Source organism: Streptococcus mitis, from assembly GCF_009496285.1.
GTDB lineage: Bacteria > Bacillota > Bacilli > Lactobacillales > Streptococcaceae > Streptococcus > Streptococcus mitis_BP.
The window spans coordinates 17,374-37,875 of record NZ_WIJK01000023.1 but is presented as its reverse complement, the minus strand read 5'-3'; the positions used below and the strand labels follow the sequence as shown (position 1 = coordinate 37,875).

At 41.1% G+C, this 20,502-nt stretch carries 16 protein-coding genes and 1 pseudogene; all 17 read right to left on the bottom strand.

Going from position 1 to position 20,502, the window contains the following annotated elements:
• Positions 1 to 197 precede the first annotated feature (197 nt).
• The 17 genes and pseudogenes from purB to GEZ89_RS07810 all read right to left on the bottom strand — a co-directional run bounded on the left by purB (position 198) and on the right by GEZ89_RS07810 (position 20,499).
• Positions 198 to 1,496, bottom strand: coding sequence for an adenylosuccinate lyase (gene purB / locus GEZ89_RS07885; RefSeq protein ID WP_153225611.1), 1,299 nt, complete (start codon positions 1,494 to 1,496; stop codon positions 198 to 200).
• Between the two features lie 68 nt (positions 1,497 to 1,564).
• Positions 1,565 to 2,818, bottom strand: a complete 1,254-nt coding sequence (locus GEZ89_RS07880) for a DUF4041 domain-containing protein (protein WP_153225610.1) — start codon at positions 2,816 to 2,818, stop codon at positions 1,565 to 1,567.
• Positions 2,819 to 2,823: 5 nt separating this feature from the next.
• A complete protein-coding gene (locus GEZ89_RS07875; RefSeq protein ID WP_024054861.1) occupies positions 2,824 to 3,051 on the bottom strand; it encodes a hypothetical protein in 228 nt (75 codons plus the stop codon).
• A 112-nt stretch (positions 3,052 to 3,163) separates the two neighbouring features.
• Complete coding sequence (locus tag GEZ89_RS07870) at positions 3,164 to 4,876, bottom strand: serine/threonine-protein kinase (RefSeq protein ID WP_322741499.1); 1,713 nt, start codon at positions 4,874 to 4,876, stop codon at positions 3,164 to 3,166.
• A pseudogene (locus tag GEZ89_RS09750) lies at positions 4,873 to 4,971 on the bottom strand (phosphoribosylaminoimidazole carboxylase); the annotation flags it as partial. The pseudogene GEZ89_RS09750 and the gene GEZ89_RS07870, both read right to left, overlap by 4 nt.
• A 59-nt stretch (positions 4,972 to 5,030) precedes the next feature.
• On the bottom strand, positions 5,031 to 5,780 hold the full coding sequence (locus GEZ89_RS07865; RefSeq protein WP_153225609.1) for a hypothetical protein: 750 nt from the start codon (positions 5,778 to 5,780) through the stop codon (positions 5,031 to 5,033).
• Positions 5,781 to 5,786: 6 nt separating this feature from the next.
• On the bottom strand, positions 5,787 to 6,878 hold the full coding sequence (gene purK / locus GEZ89_RS07860) for a 5-(carboxyamino)imidazole ribonucleotide synthase (protein WP_153225608.1): 1,092 nt from the start codon (positions 6,876 to 6,878) through the stop codon (positions 5,787 to 5,789).
• A complete protein-coding gene (gene purE / locus GEZ89_RS07855; RefSeq protein WP_153225607.1) occupies positions 6,865 to 7,356 on the bottom strand; it encodes a 5-(carboxyamino)imidazole ribonucleotide mutase in 492 nt (163 codons plus the stop codon). The genes purK and purE overlap by 14 nt, the downstream gene beginning before the upstream one ends.
• Positions 7,357 to 7,535: 179 nt before the next feature.
• Positions 7,536 to 8,804 (bottom strand): phosphoribosylamine--glycine ligase, encoded by a 1,269-nt coding sequence (gene purD / locus GEZ89_RS07850; protein ID WP_153225606.1) that lies wholly within the window; start codon positions 8,802 to 8,804, stop codon positions 7,536 to 7,538.
• A gap of 121 nt (positions 8,805 to 8,925) precedes the next feature.
• Positions 8,926 to 10,473, bottom strand: coding sequence for a bifunctional phosphoribosylaminoimidazolecarboxamide formyltransferase/IMP cyclohydrolase (purH, locus tag GEZ89_RS07845; protein ID WP_153225605.1), 1,548 nt, complete (start codon positions 10,471 to 10,473; stop codon positions 8,926 to 8,928).
• Positions 10,474 to 10,716: 243 nt separating this feature from the next.
• Complete coding sequence (locus GEZ89_RS07840) at positions 10,717 to 11,085, bottom strand: hypothetical protein (protein ID WP_228113882.1); 369 nt, start codon at positions 11,083 to 11,085, stop codon at positions 10,717 to 10,719.
• A 2-nt stretch (positions 11,086 to 11,087) separates the two neighbouring features.
• Positions 11,088 to 11,645, bottom strand: a complete 558-nt coding sequence (gene purN / locus GEZ89_RS07835; RefSeq protein ID WP_153225603.1) for a phosphoribosylglycinamide formyltransferase — start codon at positions 11,643 to 11,645, stop codon at positions 11,088 to 11,090.
• The gene (purM, locus tag GEZ89_RS07830; protein ID WP_153225602.1) at positions 11,645 to 12,667 is read right to left on the bottom strand and encodes a phosphoribosylformylglycinamidine cyclo-ligase; all 1,023 of its coding nucleotides are present in this window, start codon (positions 12,665 to 12,667) and stop codon (positions 11,645 to 11,647) included. The genes purN and purM overlap by 1 nt, the downstream gene beginning before the upstream one ends.
• A gap of 215 nt (positions 12,668 to 12,882) precedes the next feature.
• The gene (gene purF, locus GEZ89_RS07825) at positions 12,883 to 14,325 is read right to left on the bottom strand and encodes an amidophosphoribosyltransferase (protein WP_153225601.1); all 1,443 of its coding nucleotides are present in this window, start codon (positions 14,323 to 14,325) and stop codon (positions 12,883 to 12,885) included.
• A gap of 168 nt (positions 14,326 to 14,493) precedes the next feature.
• Positions 14,494 to 18,219, bottom strand: coding sequence for a phosphoribosylformylglycinamidine synthase (locus tag GEZ89_RS07820; protein WP_153225600.1), 3,726 nt, complete (start codon positions 18,217 to 18,219; stop codon positions 14,494 to 14,496).
• Positions 18,220 to 18,282: 63 nt separating this feature from the next.
• Entirely contained in the window at positions 18,283 to 18,990 is a 708-nt protein-coding gene (gene purC / locus GEZ89_RS07815; RefSeq protein ID WP_153225599.1) for a phosphoribosylaminoimidazolesuccinocarboxamide synthase, read from the bottom strand.
• Between the two features lie 168 nt (positions 18,991 to 19,158).
• On the bottom strand, positions 19,159 to 20,499 hold the full coding sequence (locus GEZ89_RS07810; RefSeq protein ID WP_153225598.1) for an HlyD family secretion protein: 1,341 nt from the start codon (positions 20,497 to 20,499) through the stop codon (positions 19,159 to 19,161).
• Positions 20,500 to 20,502 lie beyond the last annotated feature (3 nt).

Genomic DNA, 20,502 nt, shown 5'->3' with positions numbered 1-20,502 from the left:
TAAAAATGAAGAGGACATCAATTGTCCTCTCCAGATGTTAGTTTTTATTCAACCCACTACAGTTGACAATGAGCCAAAGAAAATCCCTTAGAAACTTGAGTTCTAAGGACTTTGTCTTCAATCTGAAGCGGGACTTAAGTCTCGCTTTTTTGTGTTAAATATAAGTACTGTTTTACTTGTGAACCTATCACAGCATATTAGTCACCGAGTCCGAGGCGGTCAAAGATATCATCTACTCGTTTGGTGTAGTATACAGGGTTGAAGATCTCATCAATTTCCTCTTGGGTGAGGCGTGATGTCACCTCTGGATCGGCTTCAAGAAGTGGTTTGAAGTCGACTTGGTTATCCCATGATTGGGCTGTCTTCGGTTGAACAAGGTCGTAAGCTTGTTCACGCGTCATACCTTTTTCAATCAAGGTAAGCATAGCACGTTGACTGAATATCAAACCAAATGTAGAGTTCATGTTGCGGACCATATTTTCTGGGAAGACCGTCAAGTTCTTGACGATATTTCCAAAACGGTTGAGCATGTAGTCGATCAGAATAGTCGTATCTGGTGTGATGATGCGCTCAGCTGATGAGTGAGAGATATCACGTTCGTGCCAGAGAGCAACATTCTCATAGGCCGTAATCATGTGACCACGGATAACACGCGCAAGACCTGTCATATTTTCAGAACCGATAGGGTTACGTTTGTGAGGCATTGCTGAAGACCCTTTTTGCCCTTTAGCAAAGAACTCTTCTACTTCGCGTTGCTCAGATTTTTGAAGACCACGGATTTCCGTTGCCATACGCTCGATGGAAGTTGCGATGCTAGCAAGAACTGCAAAGTACTCAGCGTGAAGGTCACGAGGAAGCACCTGTGTAGAGATTTCTTGAGCACGGATACCGAGTTTGTCGCAGACGTATTGCTCCACAAATGGTGGGATGTTAGCAAAGTTTCCAACCGCACCAGAAATCTTACCAGCTTCCACACCAGCAGCCGCATGCTCGAAACGCTCGATATTGCGCTTCATTTCACTGTACCAAGTCGCTAATTTCAGACCAAAAGTTGTCGGCTCAGCGTGCACACCGTGTGTACGACCCATCATGATGGTGAACTTGTGCTCCTTAGCCTTGTCAGCGATGATGTTGGTGAAGTTTTCGAGGTCACGACGGATGATGTCGTTGGCTTGCTTGTAAAGGTAACCGTAGGCCGTATCCACCACGTCGGTAGAAGTCAAGCCATAGTGGACCCACTTACGCTCCTCGCCAAGCGTTTCAGAAACCGCACGTGTGAAAGCCACCACATCGTGGCGAGTCTCTTGCTCAATCTCCAAAATACGGTCGATGTCAAAGTCCGCTTTTTCACGAATCAAAGCCACATCTTCCTTAGGGATTTCCCCCAACTCAGCCCATGCCTCGTCAGCGAGGATTTCCACCTCAAGCCAAGCACGGTATTTATTTTCTTCACTCCAAATGTTCGCCATCTCAGGGCGACTATATCTACCAATCATGTTTTCTTTTCCTTTCTTTTGATGGTTCACTTAGCCAGAATAACATTAGGAAATCTTTATTTTCATTTCTACTGTTGTTCTTCAATGGCTTTAGTTTGTCTATATTCAAATGCTTCTGCATTTTCTATCATTTCTACTGTTAACTCTTTGTGAGTATCTAAAATTTCTTTAATAATTGCAAAAGGAACCTTGAAATATTCTTTGCGACCATTCACCTTATTTACTTTATAATTAGCAAGTTGATTGTGCAATTCTGTTTCCAGTGCAAATGCTTCCTCACTAAATATCAACGCATGGACATCAAATTGGAATGGTACAGATGCACTGCTCAATTCCCTAATTCGTTCCAATGGCTCTAAACGGCGAGTTACTCCAATTTTATATACATCTTCACCAAAAGAACCTATGTTAGATATTACATAGACATATCCAGCCGTAGCATGGCCTTCTCTATAATCAATATCTTCTTCAATTTCATCTAATTCAGATAGTTTATCTTGATATTCAGCTAATTGGCGTCTGAGTTCATCTACTTCATCATTTTTTGCTTCTTTCAGTAACTCTGTTACCTTGGCAACCATATTCTTAAAGTGATCTCTATCCTTCTCCAATTGTTTTCGTTTCGCTTTAATCTCAGCTTGAAGTTTTTTATCTTCTCGTTCCTTTTCCCGTTGTTCACGAAGCAACTCTTTTTCTTCTTGTTTCTGAAGTTCGTACTCAGCTGCTAAACGTAGCTCTTCAATTTTTAAATCTAAATATGTATAAGTGATTTCAATTAAATTCCGTGAATACATTTTATTCAACTGTTCAAACACTTTTCTTAAAGCTTTAATTTTATTGTCAACATTTACCACTGAAACCTTGACTAAAAGAGCATCAGCCTCACCATTAAAGCCTCTTAAAGCTGCTTTAATTAGTTGATTCTGCATAGCCTTTCCTTTACTTTTACTATTATCTAAGAGCATAGGAGTGATTATTCTTCCAGCAATTCCATTTTTAACCATGGATTTTTGTTGCATTCTTAAAGAATCTAATTTATCTTTATACTTTGTACTATCAGAAAAGCTATATTGTCTTTCAAAGAAACCAAATTCCTGCAAATTTAGACTGCCATTTGCCACGGCAATTTCCTCATTTAATTGAGCTAACTCATTTCTCTTCTGGGCAAGTTCAGTATCTAGCGAGATTACTTCTTTCCCTTTTTTTATTTGTTGCTCTAATTTGGCTAGATCTACCTTTTTTATTTCAATATCATCGGTAAGTTTTTGTAACTTAGCTTCTAATATTTCATCTTTTGGTTTTCCAAAATTAAATAATCCCATAATTTTTACTCAAATTCTTCTTTCCCAATCCACACAGATGGATAATGATCCAGTGTATTCAAATCCGTATCCAATGGTAAATCATAGATGGCTAAATAGTTTTCAGGATATTGTGCAACTAGCTCTTCATACTTAGCTTTCACTTTTTCATGATCGCTACTAGCATATAAAACTTCGACGACTGCTCCAGTCTTCTCTTTTTCGACGAATGCGTTGACGATGAGTTGTATCATATAATTGATAAAGTCCGTAGCCCGTATTCAGTTTTAATGAATATGGGTGCCCTTGTTCCTTTCTATATTTTTAGTTTATTTGAGCGTTTCAACAACTGCTGAAAATTTTAATTTATTTTCTAAGACCAAGTATCTTTGCTAAAATTGAATCAATCTCCCAAGAGATACTTAAATCCAAAATAATTTCATCATCAATGACTTTAGATTTTTGAATAATATCATCATTGAAATCTAACCACAGATTATGATTTGATTTTGTTATATTCGATGCAAAGTCTTTAAAATTTTCAAATTGATGTTCATATGCAAATATAAATCTAATAGTTTTATCATCAAGATAATCATATGATACATCCCACCTGTTTACAAGCTCTCGGCAAATCAATTTAATATTTTCAGATTGTTTTTTATCGAATGTAGTATCTTCTATATACAAAAATGACTCTGTCTCATTGCCAGCTACCGCTCTATCCCAATTTATCACGATATTATCTTCTAATTCACTCTGTTCAATACCCAGTTCTAATAAAAACGTCCTTAACCAAAGTATTGGTGCATCTTCTATGTGGTAAAACAGATTATCATACATCCATTCTTCATCTTCAATTTGTGTTAGAATCTCTTCAGCATGATAATCTAGACATGCTGAAAAATATTTTTTTATTTGTCCATAAATCCTACCTGAAATCATATATATATTGAGAACTGCCTCTAATCTATCATGAAGACCTTTATACTCACTTTCGTTTAGAAATGAAAGTCTTGGCCCATCTGGATATGCAGTTTCATAAATAAATTTTTTTCGACAAACATCCAAAATTTTATAACCAGTAGCTAAATTTTTTAAATAGGGAGAAACACTAAATCCAATATTTTTATGGTAATTCAACTCATATTGTTTAGCGATATCATCTAGCTTAAATTTAGTCGCAAAATAAACATCTTTGCTAGCTTGACTTAAAATACTTCCTAGTTCTTCTGGAGATAAATCTTCTGGAGATCCGTCCATTAAATCCCAACTAAGATAATCTAACTCTTTAGACAGAGTTTCTCTAGCTTCCTTCAATAAACTTAAAACACAATTGATACTTATTCTTTTGTCAGCATCTTGCCTTAACATCTTTTTGACTATATTATCAAGTTCAAATAAAAATGGATACTCATCACTTATTAACCGAGGATTGTCACCGTGAGCGACTCTCTTAGTAAAGCATTCATTAATAATTAATCCAAATGAATAAATGTCCGCTGCTTGAGTCACATTTTGGGCATTACCTTTAATATATTGTTCAGGAGCCAAATATACTCTGTTATTTAGCAACTCACTTTTCTTAGTTAGATTAGAGTCCTTAAAATGTGCAATACCAAAATCTGTTAAAATTAAATGTCCATCATTAATCAGTATGTTTTCTGGTTTTAAATCCCTGTGTATAATTCCTTTGCTATGAATATACTTTAAAGCTTCTCCAAGTTCAATAATAATGTTAAAAATCTGCTCATAATCTAATAATTGGGGAATGATCTTTTTTAAATCATTTTCATAGAATGGCATAATACTGTACTGAACTTCTTCACCATCAATCAATAATTCTCCATAAAGAGGTTTTATAATATTAGGATGATTTAATTTTTGAACACTGTCAATTTCCTGTTTATATCTTTCAACTCTATCCGTTCTTAAAGCTTTAATAATTTTGATAGCATAAAGATTTTGTTCTTTCTCCGCCTGATATATAATGCCTTCGCCGCCTTCTTTAAATCTTTTTTTTACATCATAGCCAAGACTTCGAAAGGCTGATTCTATTTTTTTAGTTTTATCATTCACTCAAATTCCTCTTTCCCAATCCATATAGATGGATAGTGATCTAATATATTCAAATCTGTATACAGCGGTAAATCATAAATTACTGCAATCCTATCTCTTTCGGCGAAAATAAAAAATATGTTAATCCATAAAAACTAAATTTATTCAATACTTTCTATTTACTGACAATATAGTCACAAATATGAATATTTTTAGTAACTTCAGGATAGTCTACCCCAAAATACTTCCGATTAATACTGCAATATCCTTTTCCATCAACATTATAAATATACTTACACACTTCTCCAGAAAGCGTCGTAAAGAATAAAGTAATCGTCTCTGGGACGTGATTAAAATTAGGCTTGTTACCTAAGAAATGTTGATGTATCTCTTTTTGATGTACTTTCGAGATTACATATAATCTTTGCTCCGCATTTAGCTTTGGTATCAGCTCACCGTCCAAACTTTCGCCAAATAAGATGCGAATATTAAATATAGGTTGATTGTTAACAATTTCAAGAGATAAAATTTTATCTCTTTTATCCTTATTAGAATAAGATTCTTCAAAACTATTAGCTGCTACATACTGTTTGTTATTTTCTGATTTTCTTAAATGAAACCAATATTTATCATCAAAATATACTCTACAGTTCGGCTTGATAAGCTGATAATCATTGCTTAAAATCAACTCTGGTCGATACTTACGTAATTCCTTTTCCTCTTCGAGTGATAATTGTAGATGGACAACAATCAATGAGATTACAATTCCAGCGACACTTCCATAAAAACTCAACCAATCACCTAATCCGGACTTCAAATAATTAGAAAAAGTTCCAATAACAACTGAGAAAAAGGGACCAGAGGCCATCACTAGTAACAATAAAAATATCAGCTGTTTTATGTTGTTTTTAAAATATTTTTTCATATTTCCCTAAAATTCAATCCCTTCCCCAAATTCTTCAACCTCATCCGGCACATCACTAAACAAAGTCACATGTCCCATTTTGCGGTTGTGTTTCGCTTCTATTTTACCATACATGTGGAGGTGGGCGCTTGGATTTTCTGCGATATATTTTTCAGCAGCCTCAACATGCTGACCGAGAACATTGAGCATAACAGCAGGAGCATGAAGGGCGATTGCTGGAAGTGGTGCTCCCAGAACACCTAGAATATGGGTATCAAACTGCGAGAAGTCGCAAGCTTCGATCGAGTAGTGGCCAGAGTTGTGTGGGCGGGGGGCAATTTCGTTGACAATAATATCATCAGCTGTCGCAAACATTTCCACGCAAAGGGTTCCAGACAAGTTCAGTTGTTCTGCGATTCGCACTGCCATGACTTTGGCTTTGGCTGCTAGACTATCCGAAATGCGAGCTGGCACAATGGTCTTAGATAAGATGTTGTTGCGGTGGATATTTTCCTGAACTGGGAAAACCGTCACATCCTTGCCATTTCCTGACACGATGACAGAAATCTCAAGGTCAAAGTTGACAAATTCTTCCAAAACACAGTCTGCTGAATCGGCTAGTGCATTGGCTTCTTCCAAGTCTGCTTCTGAGCGAATAACCTTTTGACCATGACCGTCGTAACCACCTGTCGCAGTCTTGAGGACATAGTTTTTCGATAAATCGATATCTGCTAAGTCTTGGCTAGAAGTCACAACCTTGTAAGGTGCCACAGTGACTTTTGCCTTGTTTGAAAGGAAGTCCTTTTCAAAAATGCGATTTTGGGAAATACGTAGTAGGTCGGTTCCTTGAGGAAGCTGACCTTCTTTGATAACAGCATCCAAACCGTCAGCATCAACATTTTCAAACTCATAGGTGAGGACATCGCAACGCTCCGCCAACTGACGAAGGGCGTCCACATCATTATAAGGAGCTACGATGATTTCTGCCACACGGGAGGCTGGACAATCCACTGCAGGATCCAGCGCGATAACCTTGTGACCCATGTAGATAGCAGAAATGGCTATCATCTGACCAAGCTGACCGCCCCCAATAATTCCGATTGTTTTAGATGAGCTCATTTGTAGACTCCTCTGCGATTTTTCCTTGTTCTTCAGCAAAATTAGCAAGTGCTGTCGCAATAGCCTGGTCCTCTACTGAGAGGAGACGGAGGGCAAAGAGGGCAGCGTTAGTCGCTCCAGCTTCCCCGATAGCCATAGTCGCAACAGGCACACCACCTGGCATCTGAACGATAGAGTAGAGAGAGTCCACGCCACTAAGAGCACGTGATTTGACTGGTACACCAATAACAGGAAGGGTTGTTTTGGCAGCTACCATACCTGGCAAGTGAGCAGCGCCACCCGCACCTGCAATAATGACCTTGATACCGCGACTCCGTGCTTCCTCTGCATGTTTGAACATGAGGTCAGGTGTGCGGTGGGCAGAGACAACTTTCTTTTCGTAGGCTACACCGAAGCGGTCTAGGACCTCTGCTGTTTTTTGCATGGTGCCCCAGTCGGATTTTGAGCCCATGATGATGGAAATAATTGGTTTAGTCATAATTTTCCTTTTTTCTTCTTTTTTGATAATGGTCTTAGGTGGTGGGGACGGAAGCAAACCTTCGGTTTCATTCCTAAAATTTGAGCCTAAGGTCTCAAATTTTCCCTAGACCAGAACAGATTCTGTTCTGGTCTTGACCATTATCGTGTTTGGCGACTGCGTCGCTTTTTCTTATATCTTTATCGAATTGCCTTACTTCCAATATCTGTTCGGTAAAAGAGGCCTTCTGTGTTTTGTTTGTTAAGTTCGCTGTAGATAATGTTTTGGCCGTCTTTTACGGTGTCTGCTGTGGTTACGAGCATATAGACACGTCCACCGTTTGAGAGCAGTGCTCTGCTTCTGCTATTTTCCGCAAACTTAGCCCCTGCATAGTAAGTGATGATGTCACCTTCTGTTTTTGCTGGCAATTCAACACCTTTTTCATAGTCTAGCGGATAGCCGTTCGATGCTACAACCACACCCAGTGTCACACCCTTGTCTGTCCAGGTGATGGCTGGCTCTTGGCCATCCAAAATGTCAGTGATATTTTGCGCAAAATCAGAAGTCAAACGAGGCAAGATGATTTGCGTTTCAGGATCTCCAAAACGAGCGTTGAACTCGATGACTTTGGGTCCATCAGCTGTCAAGATAAGACCCGCATAAAGGACACCAAGATAAGGACGACCTTCTTTAATCATGCCTTCGAGGACTGGCTTGACAATGGTGTCAACCGCTGTGTCAACCACTCTCTGTGACAAGTGAGGAACTGGCGCATAGGCACCCATCCCACCAGTGTTAGGCCCCTTGTCGCCATCATAGGCACGCTTGTGGTCCTGAGCTGTTGGCATGATGTAGAACTTGTCACCATTGACAAAGGCAAAAAGTGAAAATTCCTCTCCTGCAAGAAACTCCTCGATAACCACACGCGCACCTGAGTCACCGAATTTATTGTCCAAAAGCATCTCGTGAGCGGCTTCGACTGCTTGCTCGACTGACTCCGCAACGACGACACCTTTCCCAAGGGCCAAACCGTCTGCCTTGACTACGATTGGAGCGCCTTTTTCTTCGATATAGGCCTTGGCTTCCTCGAAATCTGAGAAGGTCCCATAGGCTGCTGTCGGAACACCGTATTTGACCATGACTTCCTTAGCAAAATCCTTAGACCACTCAAGCTCAGCCGCATCCTTGGTCGGACCAAAGGCTTTGAGACCAGCTGCATTGAAATCATCCACGATTCCAGCAGCAAGGGCGTCATCTGGACCAATGAAGGACCAAGCAATATCGTTGGCTTTTGCAAACTCAATCAATTTGGAATGTTCGGAAATAGAGATATTTACCAATTCCAGACCATCCAGAGTCATCCCGTCATTCCCAGGAGCTACAAAGACTTTTTCAACGTCTTTTGACTCAAGCAACTTCTTAGCAATGGCATGTTCACGACCACCCGAGCCGACAACTAACAGCTTCATCTTTCAACCTCTTTTGCGAATTATTTATTAATATTATACCATAAACGTTCGTTTTAATCTTGTTTCGTTTCGCTTTTAAAGCAAAAAAAGGAAAGAAACTGTTTTCTTCCCTTTTATTTTCTTAATGTCTAAAATGTCTCACGCCTGTAAAGACCATGGTCAAGCCGTATTTATCAGCAGCTTCGATAGACTCTTGGTCGCGGACTGATCCACCCGGTTGGATGATGGCCTTAATACCTGCTTTGGCGATTTCTTCCACGTTATCCGCAAATGGGAAGAAGGCATCTGAAGCAAGGACAGCGCCGTCAAGACGGTCTTTAGCTTGGTCAATGGCGATACGAACGGAAGCCACACGGTTAGTTTGACCAGGACCAACACCAAGTGTCATGTGGTCGTTAGTCACGATGATACCGTTTGATTTGACATACTTGATGGCTTTCCAAGCAAACTCAAGAGCTGTCGCTTCTGTCTCCGTTGGCTGGCGTTTGGTTACCACTTGCCAGTCAGCTGGACTTTCTTTGACAACGTCTTGGTTTTGCACGAGAAGTCCACCGACAACACCTGTGTACTCTGCTTCCACTTCGCTCGCATCTTGAGCGTCAAATGGTAAGGCAAGGATACGCAAGTTTTTCTTTTTGTTGGTCAAAATAGCTAGCGCTTCATCCGTATAGCTCGATGCGATGATGATCTCAAGGAAAACGCCGTGCATCTTCTCAGCAGTCGCAGCATCCACCTCACGGTTGAGAACGACAATTCCACCAAAGATAGAAACTGGGTCAGACTCATAAGCGTAGTCCCAAGCAGTCTCGATGTCATCAGCTTGACCAATCCCACATGGGTTCATGTGTTTGAGAGCCACAACTGTTGGACGTTCTTTGAAATCGCGAATAATACGAATGGCAGCGTCAGCATCACGGATATTGTTGAAGGATAATTCCTTACCGTTAAGCTGTTTAGCTGATGCAATGGAGTAATCCGTTGGCAAGGCTTTTTGGTAGAAGTCTGCGTCTTGTTGAGGATTCTCACCGTAACGCATTGGTTGCTTGAGGTCATAAGTCAAAGTGAGTTTTTCAGGTTTTTCTTCACCCACTTGAGCTGTGAAATACTCTGCAATCAAGGCATCATAAGCTGCTGTGTGACGGAAAACCTTGGCTGCCAAACGTTGGCGAGTTTCGTAGCTTGTTTCGCCATTAGCTGCCAATTCGTCAAGAACAACAGCATAGTCAGCAGGGTCTACCACAACTGTGACGCTAGCGTGGTTCTTCGCTGCCGAACGAAGCATAGATGGACCACCGATATCGATGTTTTCAACGGCGTCCGCATAGGTCACGTCTGGTTTGAGGATGGTTTCCTTGAATGGGTAAAGGTTGACCACCACAAGGTCAATCAATTCGATTTTGTTATCCTTGGCTGCTTCTAAGTGACTATCCAGGTCGCGACGAGCTAAGAGTCCGCCATGAATATTTGGATGGAGAGTCTTGACACGACCGTCCATCATTTCTGGGAAACCAGTCACATCGTCAATGGCAATGGTATCAACACCGGCATTATCAAGGGCAACTTTGGTACCACCTGTTGAGATGATATCCCAACCAAGTTTTTTAAGTTCTTGGGCAAATTCAACAATACCCGCTTTATCTGAGACTGAAATAAGTGCTCGTTTAGTCATTTTTCTTCCTTTCATGTTCAAACTTTCTACCTACGTAATTTTCTTTTCATAAAGTATAGGGAGACGATTACCAAGACTCCCAAAATTATTGTCAGTAAAAATCTCCCCCAATAGGGAATCTCAGGGAATAAGAAATTAACCAGTAAGCGTAAAATCACTGCTAAGGTGATCAAAGCAAGTGTTTCTAACCATTTTGTCATTTTTTCTCCTTTTGAATAAATAGGATTTTGAGGTGATTAAAGACTAATCTAACTCATATAAAAGGTAGTTGTCAAAATTTATGATTCCTTTGAGGTAATCTCGGTCTGCTTTAGACAACTCAAATTCTGGAAAAGTCGCAATTAAACTGGACAAATAAAAATAATTCGGGTGCCGACGATAAGAAAAACCTGCTTGACCGAATTTCCCTTGACAAAAATCATAGGCAAGTTTTAATTCTTGACTTGTGACACCGTCTAAAATTTTTTCTAACTCTGAGAGCTGACTTTTATCAGTATTTTCTATCATAGCTTTCACTGTATTTACTAAAACAAAAAGAAAATCATTAGTATTATCCAGTAGGATTGGTCTGTTAGATAACTTATTCTTTAACTCCATATAGTATTGGTCCATAATCATTTCTTCCTCTCCACTCCCAAACTATCCAACACCTCTGGATAGAGCTTATACTCCGCCTCATGAATGCGAGCTTCAAAACTGTCAATCGTATCATCAGCCAGCCTTGGCACGCGCACTTGTTTGATGACCTTACCGGTGTCCACACCCGAATCCACCCAATGAATGGTCACGCCAGACTGGTCAACACCTGCATTCCAAGCATCCTCAATGCCATGGGCACCTGGAAATTCTGGCAGGTAAGCCGGGTGGATATTGATGATACGGCCTTCATAGGCTGCTAGCAAGGTTGGACCGACGATTTTCATATAACCAGCCAAACAGACTAGGTCAATCTCATACTCATCCAGAAGCTCGACAATAGCTGCTTCGTAGTCTGCCTTGCTCTCAAACTCCTTGAGTTCGAAGGCATAGGTTAAAATCCCAAGCTTTTCTGCACGCTCAAGTACATAGGCATCACGATGATCTGAAAAAACGAATTCTACTGGAAATTGTTCCGCAATCACCTGAAAGTTTGAGCCGTTACCAGAGGCAAAAACAGCAATTTTTTTAGCCATTATTTTATCACCACACTTGCATCTGTCTTCTTCACAATCTGACCGATTTCATACACAGGTTCGTCAAGAAGTTCTTTGACACGTTTCACATGTTCTGGTTTGACAGCAAACATGAGACCAATCCCCATGTTGAAAATTTCAAACATTTCTTCGTGCTTGATCTGACCGTATTTTTCAAGGGCTTTGAAAATCGGAAGCACTGGAACCTTGCTTTCATCAATTTCAGCAGCCAAGTCATCCGCAAACATCCGTGGTACATTTTCTATGAAACCACCACCTGTGATGTGGGCAATACCATTAACCAATTCTTCTTTAATCAATGGCAAAGCTGCTTTGACGTAGATACGAGTTGGTTCCAAAAGAACGTCTTTAAGTTTTTTGCCTTCCAATTCTGGGAGAACTTCTTCCCCTGTATAATCAGTAAAAACACGACGGACGAGTGAGTAACCGTTTGAGTGGATACCGCTTGAAGCGAGACCAAGAAGGACATCCCCTGCTGCTACTTTTGAACCGTCAATGATTTGAGTTTTTTCTGCAACACCGACTGCAAAACCAGCCAAGTCATAGTCGTCCTCACCGTACATACCAGGCATTTCAGCAGTTTCCCCACCGATAAGGGCTGCACCAGCTTGCACACAACCTTCGGCCACACCAGCAACCACTTGTTCTAGCTTAGCGGGTTCATTCTTACCAGTTGCGATATAGTCTAGGAAGTAGAGGGGTTCAGCACCTGCAGCGATGATATCGTTGACACACATGGCCACACAGTCTTGACCAATAGTATCGTGCTTGTCATACTTGATAGCCAGCATGAGCTTAGTTCCGACACCGTCTGTCCCTGAAATCAAAACGGGCTCTTTGACACCTGTTTTTGAAAGGTCAAACATACCACCGAAACCGCCAAGAGCTCCCATGACACCCGCACGCTCTGTACGTGCCACGTGTTTTTTGATCCGTTCTACAACCTCATAACCCGCTTCAACATCCACACCCGATTGAGCATATGCATTCTTATTTGTCATTTTATTTTTCCTTTTAATTTTTTGAGAAGATTGCGACGTATTTTTAGATAAACTATCATTTTATCTAAAAATACTAGTCAGGTCTCTAGCTTTGGTCCCATAGGGCAAAGCGTCTACTGACAAATGCTTTAGCCTTTAGTCAGTAGTGAGACGTGGGGCATAAGCATTCTTATTTGTCATTTTTCTATTCCTTTTCCTTTCCTTCAATGGAAATTTTATTTGTAAAAACTCGTTTTCTCTTCCAAACTTCTACGATAGTCTTCTTCATAGTCGTAGAGAGGCGTTGGGTAGTCACCGTCAAAGTAAGCGACACAGAGACCGCCATTTGGCGCATCTGTTTCGATGCCGATAGAATCAATCAAGCCATCAATAGAAAGATAAGTCAGACTATCCGCACCAATGATTTGGCGAGTCTCTTCGACCGTATGATTGGCCGCAATCAACTCCTGACGTGTCTGGATATCAATCCCGTAGAAACATGGATAGGCAAGAGCAGGACTACCAATGGCAACGTGCACTTCTGATGCCCCTGCTTCTTTCAAAAGTTGGACAATACGACGAGATGTTGTTCCTCGCACAATAGAGTCATCAATCATGACCACGCGTTTGCCTTTTACAACACCAGAAACGGCAGAGAGTTTCATTCGCACTCCTTGTTCCCGCAATTCTTGGGTCGGCTGGATGAAGGTCCGTTGCGTATATTGGTTTTTGATGAGACCCATTTCATTTGGCAAACCTGATTCTTCCGCAAAGCCCATAGCTGCACTGAGTGAGGAATTTGGCACACCAACTACAATATCAGCTTCGTGCTTAAACTCACGTGCTAATTGAGCTCCCATTCTCTTACGAGCCGTATGAACATTGACACCGTGGATGTTGGAGTCAGGACGGGCAAAGTAGATATACTCCATCGAACAGATTGCCAGCTGAGTATCGTTTGTGTAGCTGTCATACTGGATGCCATTATCATCAATAATAACAATCTCGCCTGGTTTCACGTCGCGAATCCACTCAGCACCGATTACTTCAAAGGCACAGGTTTCAGATGAAACCACTACTGCTCCATTAGCCATTTTCCCGATTGACAGAGGACGGAAGCCATTTGGGTCAAGCGCGGCAATTAACTTATCTTCAAACATCAAGAGATAAGCAAAACCACCTTTAACAAGACTGAGTGCTTCCTTGATTTTACCCATCAGGTTTGGATTGTGGCTACGGCGAATAAGGTGAGCCAAGATTTCAGAGTCAGAGGTTGAGCTGAAAATCGCTCCTCTTTGTTCCAATTCTTGCTTGAGCGATTCTGCATTGGTCAGATTCCCATTATGAACCAAACCAAACTGCATATCATGAAAGCGGAAAAGGAAAGGTTGGATATTGTCTACAGAAGCTTCTCCCGCAGTCGCATAACGCACGTGCCCAATCGCTCCAGTTCCTGTCAATTTATCCAAATTCGCAGGATTTTTGAAGACTTCTGATAAAAGCCCCATATCACGATGACGCTTCAATTTCCCTTGGTCATTGGAGAGGATTCCTGCCCCCTCCTGACCACGGTGCTGAAGGCTATGGAGTCCAAAATAGGTCAATTTGGCAGCGTCTGGGTGACCCCAGATACCAAAAACACCACATTCCTCATTAAGAGATTTTACTTCGTATGTCATTTTATATACCTAATTTTTATTTGTGTATCATTCCTTAACGATACTAGAGCGGAATGATACGGCAGAAGCTCGTTTCACTCGCAACAATAAATCATTTGCAATTGTCGTAAGTTAGATCTACTTGATTTTACATTTACTGATGGTTATCTATTAGAAAATCTGCAAAGCCTATTTTCCAGTAAAGTATTTAACCGCTGATGCAAAGAGATATTGGTCTTTATTTCCTGGAATATTTTGGAAGAGACCGTCTTCGAAACGTTCTGAGTGCCCCATCTTCCCAATAATTTGACCGTTCTTACTGGTGATACCTTCAATCGCATTGACAGATCCGTTAGGATTGTATTTTGAATCCATGCTTGGTTTACCTTCGAAGTCAACATATTGGGTAAAGATTTGACCATTATCACGAAGCTCTGCAAATTCTTCAGCTGTCACGACAAATTTACCTTCACCGTGTGATACTGGGATGGCATGAATGTCACCAACTTCTACTCCAGCAAGCCATGGTGAGTTCGTGTTAGCAATACGTGTTTCAACCATCTTAGCTACGTGTTGGTTGGCATCATTGTAGAAGAGGGTTGGACTAGTGCTGCCTGCATCTTCAAAGTTACCGTATGGAAGAAGACCTGATTTGACAAGAGCTTGGAATCCGTTACAGATACCGATAATCAAACCACCACCTTCGATGAAGCTATCAATGGCTGCACGTACTTTTTCGTTAAGCAAGATATTAACGATAAATTTAGCTGATCCATCTGGTTCATCTGCTGCCGAGAAGCCACCTGCAAAGAAGAGAATATTGGCTTTCTCGATATTGTCAACCATGGTGTCAACAGACTTGACAATAGCCTCTTCGTTAAGTGTTACAAATGGTACCAAGTTGACTTTTGCCCCTTCTTTTTCAAAGGCTTTAGCGGAGTCATATTCTGAGTTGGTACCTGGAAACACTGGGATGTAAACCACTGGTGTCTCAACTGTTTCTTTAGCTTTGACAACAGCATCTGATGCCACAGCAGGTACTTCTTCCAACTCAGTTGCTTGTGCAAATTCCGTCGGGTAAACTTCTTCCAATTTACCTTGGAAGGCACTGTCAAGTTTGTGTCCATCAAGCGTTACACCATTGACAGCAAGTGTAAAGTCAGCTGCTGTTTGTCCAATCTTGGCAATCCCTGCAATATCTTCCGGAGATGTGAAGACGAATCCACCCAATTGAGCTGTCAAGGCAGTCTCAAGATTTTCAAGGGTTACAGTGGCACCAATATGGTTACCAAATGTTGCAAGGGCAAGGGCTTCAAGGACACCACCATATTTGACAGCTGATGCTGCTGTTACTTTGTGATCAGCTTGGATGGCTTCAAATTGAGCAAAGTTAGACTTGATCAGATCGAAGTCAATTTCTTGTGCCAAAGCTTGACCTGGGATGTAATAGATATTTTCACCAGCAGCTTTAAATTCTGGAGAAAGGACCTTACTACTATCTGCAGTTGTAACCCCAAAAGCAACCAAGGTTGGTGGTACTGTCAATTCTTCAAAGGTACCAGACATAGAGTCCTTCCCACCGATAGATGGCAAGCCAAGCTGAATCTGAGCTTCGATAGAGCCTAGGAGAGCTGCTACTGGCTGACCAAAACGCTCTGCTTGTTTATCCATACGTTCGAAGTATTCTTGATAAGAGAAACGAGCCTTAGACCAGTTTGCACCAACAGCAACCAAACGAGCTGTTGCTTCGATGACTGCATATGCAGCACCATGATATGGAGACCATTCTGCTAGATAAGGGTTGAACCCTTGCGCCATAACAGAAGCAGTTGTTGTCACACCATGTTGAACTGGCAATTTCTGTACGGAAGCTTCAGTTGGTGTGATTTGGTAACGACCACCAAGTGGGTGATTAACAGTTGAACGACCAACTGAGCTATCAAAGATGGTTTGTAACCCTTTTTGACTAGCATGGTTGAGGTCAGCCAAGACTTCCAGCGTATCTGCTTCAAGGGTTTCGGCAGATGTTTGACGTTCTTCTGAAAGCTTGACATCCTTGTCAACTACCTTAGCATCCACAACTACACGTACACCGTTTGTATCGAGGAAACGACGTTCCAAATCAACGATGGTTTCGCCATTCCAGTGCATAACAAGATTTGGTTTTTCAGTCACTGTCGCAACGACAACCGCGTCAATATTTTCTTTATTACATGCTGCAATGAAGGCATCTACATCATCTGGACGAACCACTACAGCCATACGTTCCTGAGATTCAGAAATGGCAATTTCTGTACCGTTCAAGCCTTGATATTTCAATGGCACTTTGTCTAGATCAATTTCAAGACCATCTGCCAATTCACCGATAGCCACACAGACACCACCAGCACCAAAGTCATTTGATTTCTTGATCAGACGTGTTACTTCCCCATTACGGAAAAGACGTTGAATCTTACGCTCTTCGATGGCATTCCCTTTTTGAACCTCAGCACCAGCTGTTTCAACAGATTCAACCGTTTGAACTTTAGAAGAACCTGTCGCACCACCGACACCATCACGTCCAGTCTTACCACCGAGCAAGATAATCACATCACCTGCTTCAGGTTTTTCACGGACAACATTTTCCTTAGGAGCCGCACCGACAACAGCACCTAGCTCCATACGCTTAGCAACAAAACCTGGGTGGAAGTATTCACGAACATAAGTTGTTGCAAGACCAATTTGGTTACCATATGAAGAATAACCGTGAGCCGCTGTTTTAGAAATCACTTGTTGTGGCAATTTCCCAGCGCGAGTTTCTGAAATCGGAGCTGTAATATCGCCAGCACCCGAGATACGCATGGCTTGGTAAACATATGAACGACCTGACAATGGGTCACGAATGGCCCCACCGATACAAGTAGCAGCCCCACCAAATGGTTCGATCTCCGTTGGGTGGTTGTGGGTTTCGTTCTTGAACATGAGAAGCCATGGCTCTTTGACACCATTGACATCCACTTCAATTTCAACAGAGCAGGCATTGATTTCATCAGACACTTCCATGTCATCCAAGCGGCCATTGGCACGCTCATAACGACCAAAAATAGTCGCCATATCCATCAAGGTTTGAGGCTTTTCGGTACGTCCCAACTCATCACGCATGGCAATATACTTGTCATAAGTCGCTTGCAATTGTTTTTGGAATTTAGAAGCTGAGAAGTCGATATTCTTCAACTCCGTCTCAAAAGTTGTGTGACGGCAGTGGTCAGACCAATAAGTATCCAAAACCTTAAGCTCAGTCTCCGTTGGCACACGTCCAATTGACTTGAAGTAATCTTGAATGAAGAGCAGGTCATCCACTTCCATGGCCAATCCTTGATCTGCCTTATACTGTGCAAAATCTTCTGCCGTATAGCTTTCAAAGAAATCCAAGTTTGGAATCGTTTTGTCGGACTCAGAGAAATCCTGTTTAGCAATGCCAAGAGTGATATCTTTGAAACGAGAGTCCACTGGGTTCAAGAGATAGTTTTTAACAGCTTCCAATTCATTCTCATCAATATCCATATTGACCAAGTACAATTGTGCTGTATTAACCGTTACATCACTTGAACTACCAAGCAAAAGCAAAGCTTCTTGAGATGATGCTGCACGTTGGTCAAATTGACCAGGTAAGCTTTCGATCGCAAAGAAAGCATAGTTAGCAAGATCTGCCTTGATCGTAGCTTCATCCAAAACAGTATCGGTCACTTGCTCAGAGAAGATATGTTTTTCCGCACGCGCAAACAAATCCTCTGCCAAATTAAAGACATCGTAAACTTGCACAATCCGAAGATCTTTCAAGGTTTTCAACTGAAGATTATGCTGTAATTCTTTTACTAAAGAGTCAGATTTGACACGAAAATCAGCTTTTTTCTCAACGAAAATACGTTTATCCATTTTATTTCCTTTATTTCTATTCAAATAGGTTATCGAAGACGAAGGTTTTCCGTTTCAAACAAGTTACTTCAAGCCCTGCAATTTTTCTAAAACGACCTTGTAAACATCCGTTAAACTGCCCAAGTCCCTACGGAAAACATCCTTGTCCATGTGGTGCCCTTCCGCATCCCAAAGGCGACAGTTGTCTGGTGAAAATTCGTCTGCCAAGATAATCTTGCCATCCTTATCAAAACCAAATTCCAGTTTAAAATCGATCAACTTGAGGCCAATCTCAGCAAACCAGGCTTTCAAAAGCTCATTGATACGACGCGTTTCTTCCTTGATATAAGCAATTTGCTCATCGTTAGCAATATTCAAAAACTTAACGTGTTCGTCATTGATAAATGGATCATCCAAATCATCGTTCTTGTAGTAAAATTCAACGATTGGAGTTTCCAGATTCAAACCTTCTTCCACACCAAAACGTTTTGAGAAAGAACCCGCAGTCACGTTACGAAGGACAACCTCCAAAGGAATGATGGTCACTTTCTTGTTGAGTTGTTCTGTGTCAGAAATACGTTCGATAAAGTGCGTAGCTACGCCCGCAGCATTCAATTTTTCAAAAATAAGAGACGAAATCTGATTATTTAGCACACCTTTACCTTTAATAGTCTCCTTGCGAGCTCCATTCAGCATAGTGGCCTGGTCCTTATAGACCGACTTAATCACATTTTCGTCTTCTGTAGTATAGATATCTTTAGCTTTTCCCGAATAGATCAATTGTTTCGACATTTTAAAGTTCGCCTTTCGTATTACTTTACATCATTCTAACACAGTTTTTACCAAATATCAAATATTTCACGAACTATATTTGATGTCATATCTGAAAAAGTACAGAAAAATCGCAAACGAATTTTCATTTGCGATTTTCTAAGATTGATTTGAGTTAGAATGCGAACCTTATTCTTGTTTCAAAAAGCGATCAAGATAGTAGCGTAAAAAACTCTTCCTACCTGTAATCATAGTCAAACGACCTTCAAGTCCATAACGAAGTTTTTCTGCTTGTTCAGCATTCAAATCCGTCTCTGCCTCTAATTTAAAGAAATTGCCCTTTTCTGTCTGAGTCGCACTGGTATCGATATTCGTAATCTTGGAGGTCAATACTAGCTGCTTATTCGCATCCGTTACCGTTGTAAATCGTATCTCATTTCCATGCTTGAGACCAGCCACTTCCTTAGAACTGATATAAGCTGTTAGTTTTGCCTTCCTCTCTCTAGCCAACTGCGGAAAAAGGTGAGCGAGAATAGTTCCTTCTGGAATGATGGTAGATCGACTATGCTCAGGATTCAAATGTAGAACACCATCTTCTGTTGCTGTAATTTTCCCCTTGTCTAAAAGATTCCCTTGAATCTTTTTACCCGACTCCGCTTCAAGAATTTTCTGATCCAAGAGCGTTAATTCCTGGCCTACCTTGGCTAGTTGCTGAGATTTTAATGATTCCAACTGACTTCCCAATCCAGATGTATAAGCTTGTTGGGCTCCTGAACCTGCATACTGTACTCGATAACCTGCAAGAGTTGACTCCAACTGAGTGATTTGAGCATCTAGCTGAGATAAGGCCTGCTGTTTGGCTTCTGATCCCTGCTCTTTTGTTGACTGATAAATGGCATAAGCTGGATGATCACTCTCTAAGTGTCCATCACCCTGAATAGCGGACTTGGCTTGCTGATATTCTTTAATTTTGGACTGGGTTTCTCCGATGAGATTGCCTAATTCTGCCTGACTACCACTGGCTGCTGCATTTTGAGATGATATATTAGCATTTTGTTGCTCAACCTGACTTCGCAGACTAGCAGCTTGATTTAGATAATCTAAAAAACTATGCTGATAGCCAAATTTATCTGCTTCAGGAAATTGATCACTTCCTGCTTGAAGGCTTGCTTTTAAATATTCCAGTTGAACCTTCTGATCCTTGAGCATTTCCAACTGACTAGCATAATTTTCTGCCTGAACCGCTTCTACCCCCTCTTGGTATTGAACCAAAAGTTCCCCCTTCTTGACCAACTTATTTTCTTCCAAATGATTGGCAATAATGCGATTGTTGCTAGTTGACTGGATATTGGCAAGGATACGACTAGGTTCGATAGTAGCTCTAGTAGACAAACTCATCTCCTTCTCTGCAAAAGTTGCAAAGCCAAGCAAAAATACAAGTAGAAGAGACATGGGTACAATCACCCGACTAGAAAAATTATGGTAACGACGATTGTAAAACTCAGCACTTTCTAAAAATTCTGATTGCATCTT

What these genes read in the sequence shown, in the direction of transcription:
- purB (WP_153225611.1), bottom strand. Translation starts at nt 1,496, where the DNA reads ATGATTGGTAGATATAGTCGCCCTGAGATGGCGAACATTTGGAGTGAA.
- GEZ89_RS07880 (WP_153225610.1), bottom strand. Translation starts at nt 2,818, where the DNA reads ATGGGATTATTTAATTTTGGAAAACCAAAAGATGAAATATTAGAAGCT.
- GEZ89_RS07875 (WP_024054861.1), bottom strand. Translation starts at nt 3,051, where the DNA reads ATGATACAACTCATCGTCAACGCATTCGTCGAAAAAGAGAAGACTGGA.
- GEZ89_RS07865 (WP_153225609.1), bottom strand. Translation starts at nt 5,780, where the DNA reads ATGAAAAAATATTTTAAAAACAACATAAAACAGCTGATATTTTTATTG.
- purK (WP_153225608.1), bottom strand. Translation starts at nt 6,878, where the DNA reads ATGAGCTCATCTAAAACAATCGGAATTATTGGGGGCGGTCAGCTTGGT.
- purE (WP_153225607.1), bottom strand. Translation starts at nt 7,356, where the DNA reads ATGACTAAACCAATTATTTCCATCATCATGGGCTCAAAATCCGACTGG.
- purD (WP_153225606.1), bottom strand. Translation starts at nt 8,804, where the DNA reads ATGAAGCTGTTAGTTGTCGGCTCGGGTGGTCGTGAACATGCCATTGCT.
- purH (WP_153225605.1), bottom strand. Translation starts at nt 10,473, where the DNA reads ATGACTAAACGAGCACTTATTTCAGTCTCAGATAAAGCGGGTATTGTT.
- GEZ89_RS07840 (WP_228113882.1), bottom strand. Translation starts at nt 11,085, where the DNA reads ATGGACCAATACTATATGGAGTTAAAGAATAAGTTATCTAACAGACCA.
- purN (WP_153225603.1), bottom strand. Translation starts at nt 11,645, where the DNA reads ATGGCTAAAAAAATTGCTGTTTTTGCCTCTGGTAACGGCTCAAACTTT.
- purM (WP_153225602.1), bottom strand. Translation starts at nt 12,667, where the DNA reads ATGACAAATAAGAATGCATATGCTCAATCGGGTGTGGATGTTGAAGCG.
- purF (WP_153225601.1), bottom strand. Translation starts at nt 14,325, where the DNA reads ATGACATACGAAGTAAAATCTCTTAATGAGGAATGTGGTGTTTTTGGT.
- GEZ89_RS07820 (WP_153225600.1), bottom strand. Translation starts at nt 18,219, where the DNA reads ATGGATAAACGTATTTTCGTTGAGAAAAAAGCTGATTTTCGTGTCAAA.
- purC (WP_153225599.1), bottom strand. Translation starts at nt 18,990, where the DNA reads ATGTCGAAACAATTGATCTATTCGGGAAAAGCTAAAGATATCTATACT.
- GEZ89_RS07810 (WP_153225598.1), bottom strand. Translation starts at nt 20,499, where the DNA reads ATGCAATCAGAATTTTTAGAAAGTGCTGAGTTTTACAATCGTCGTTAC.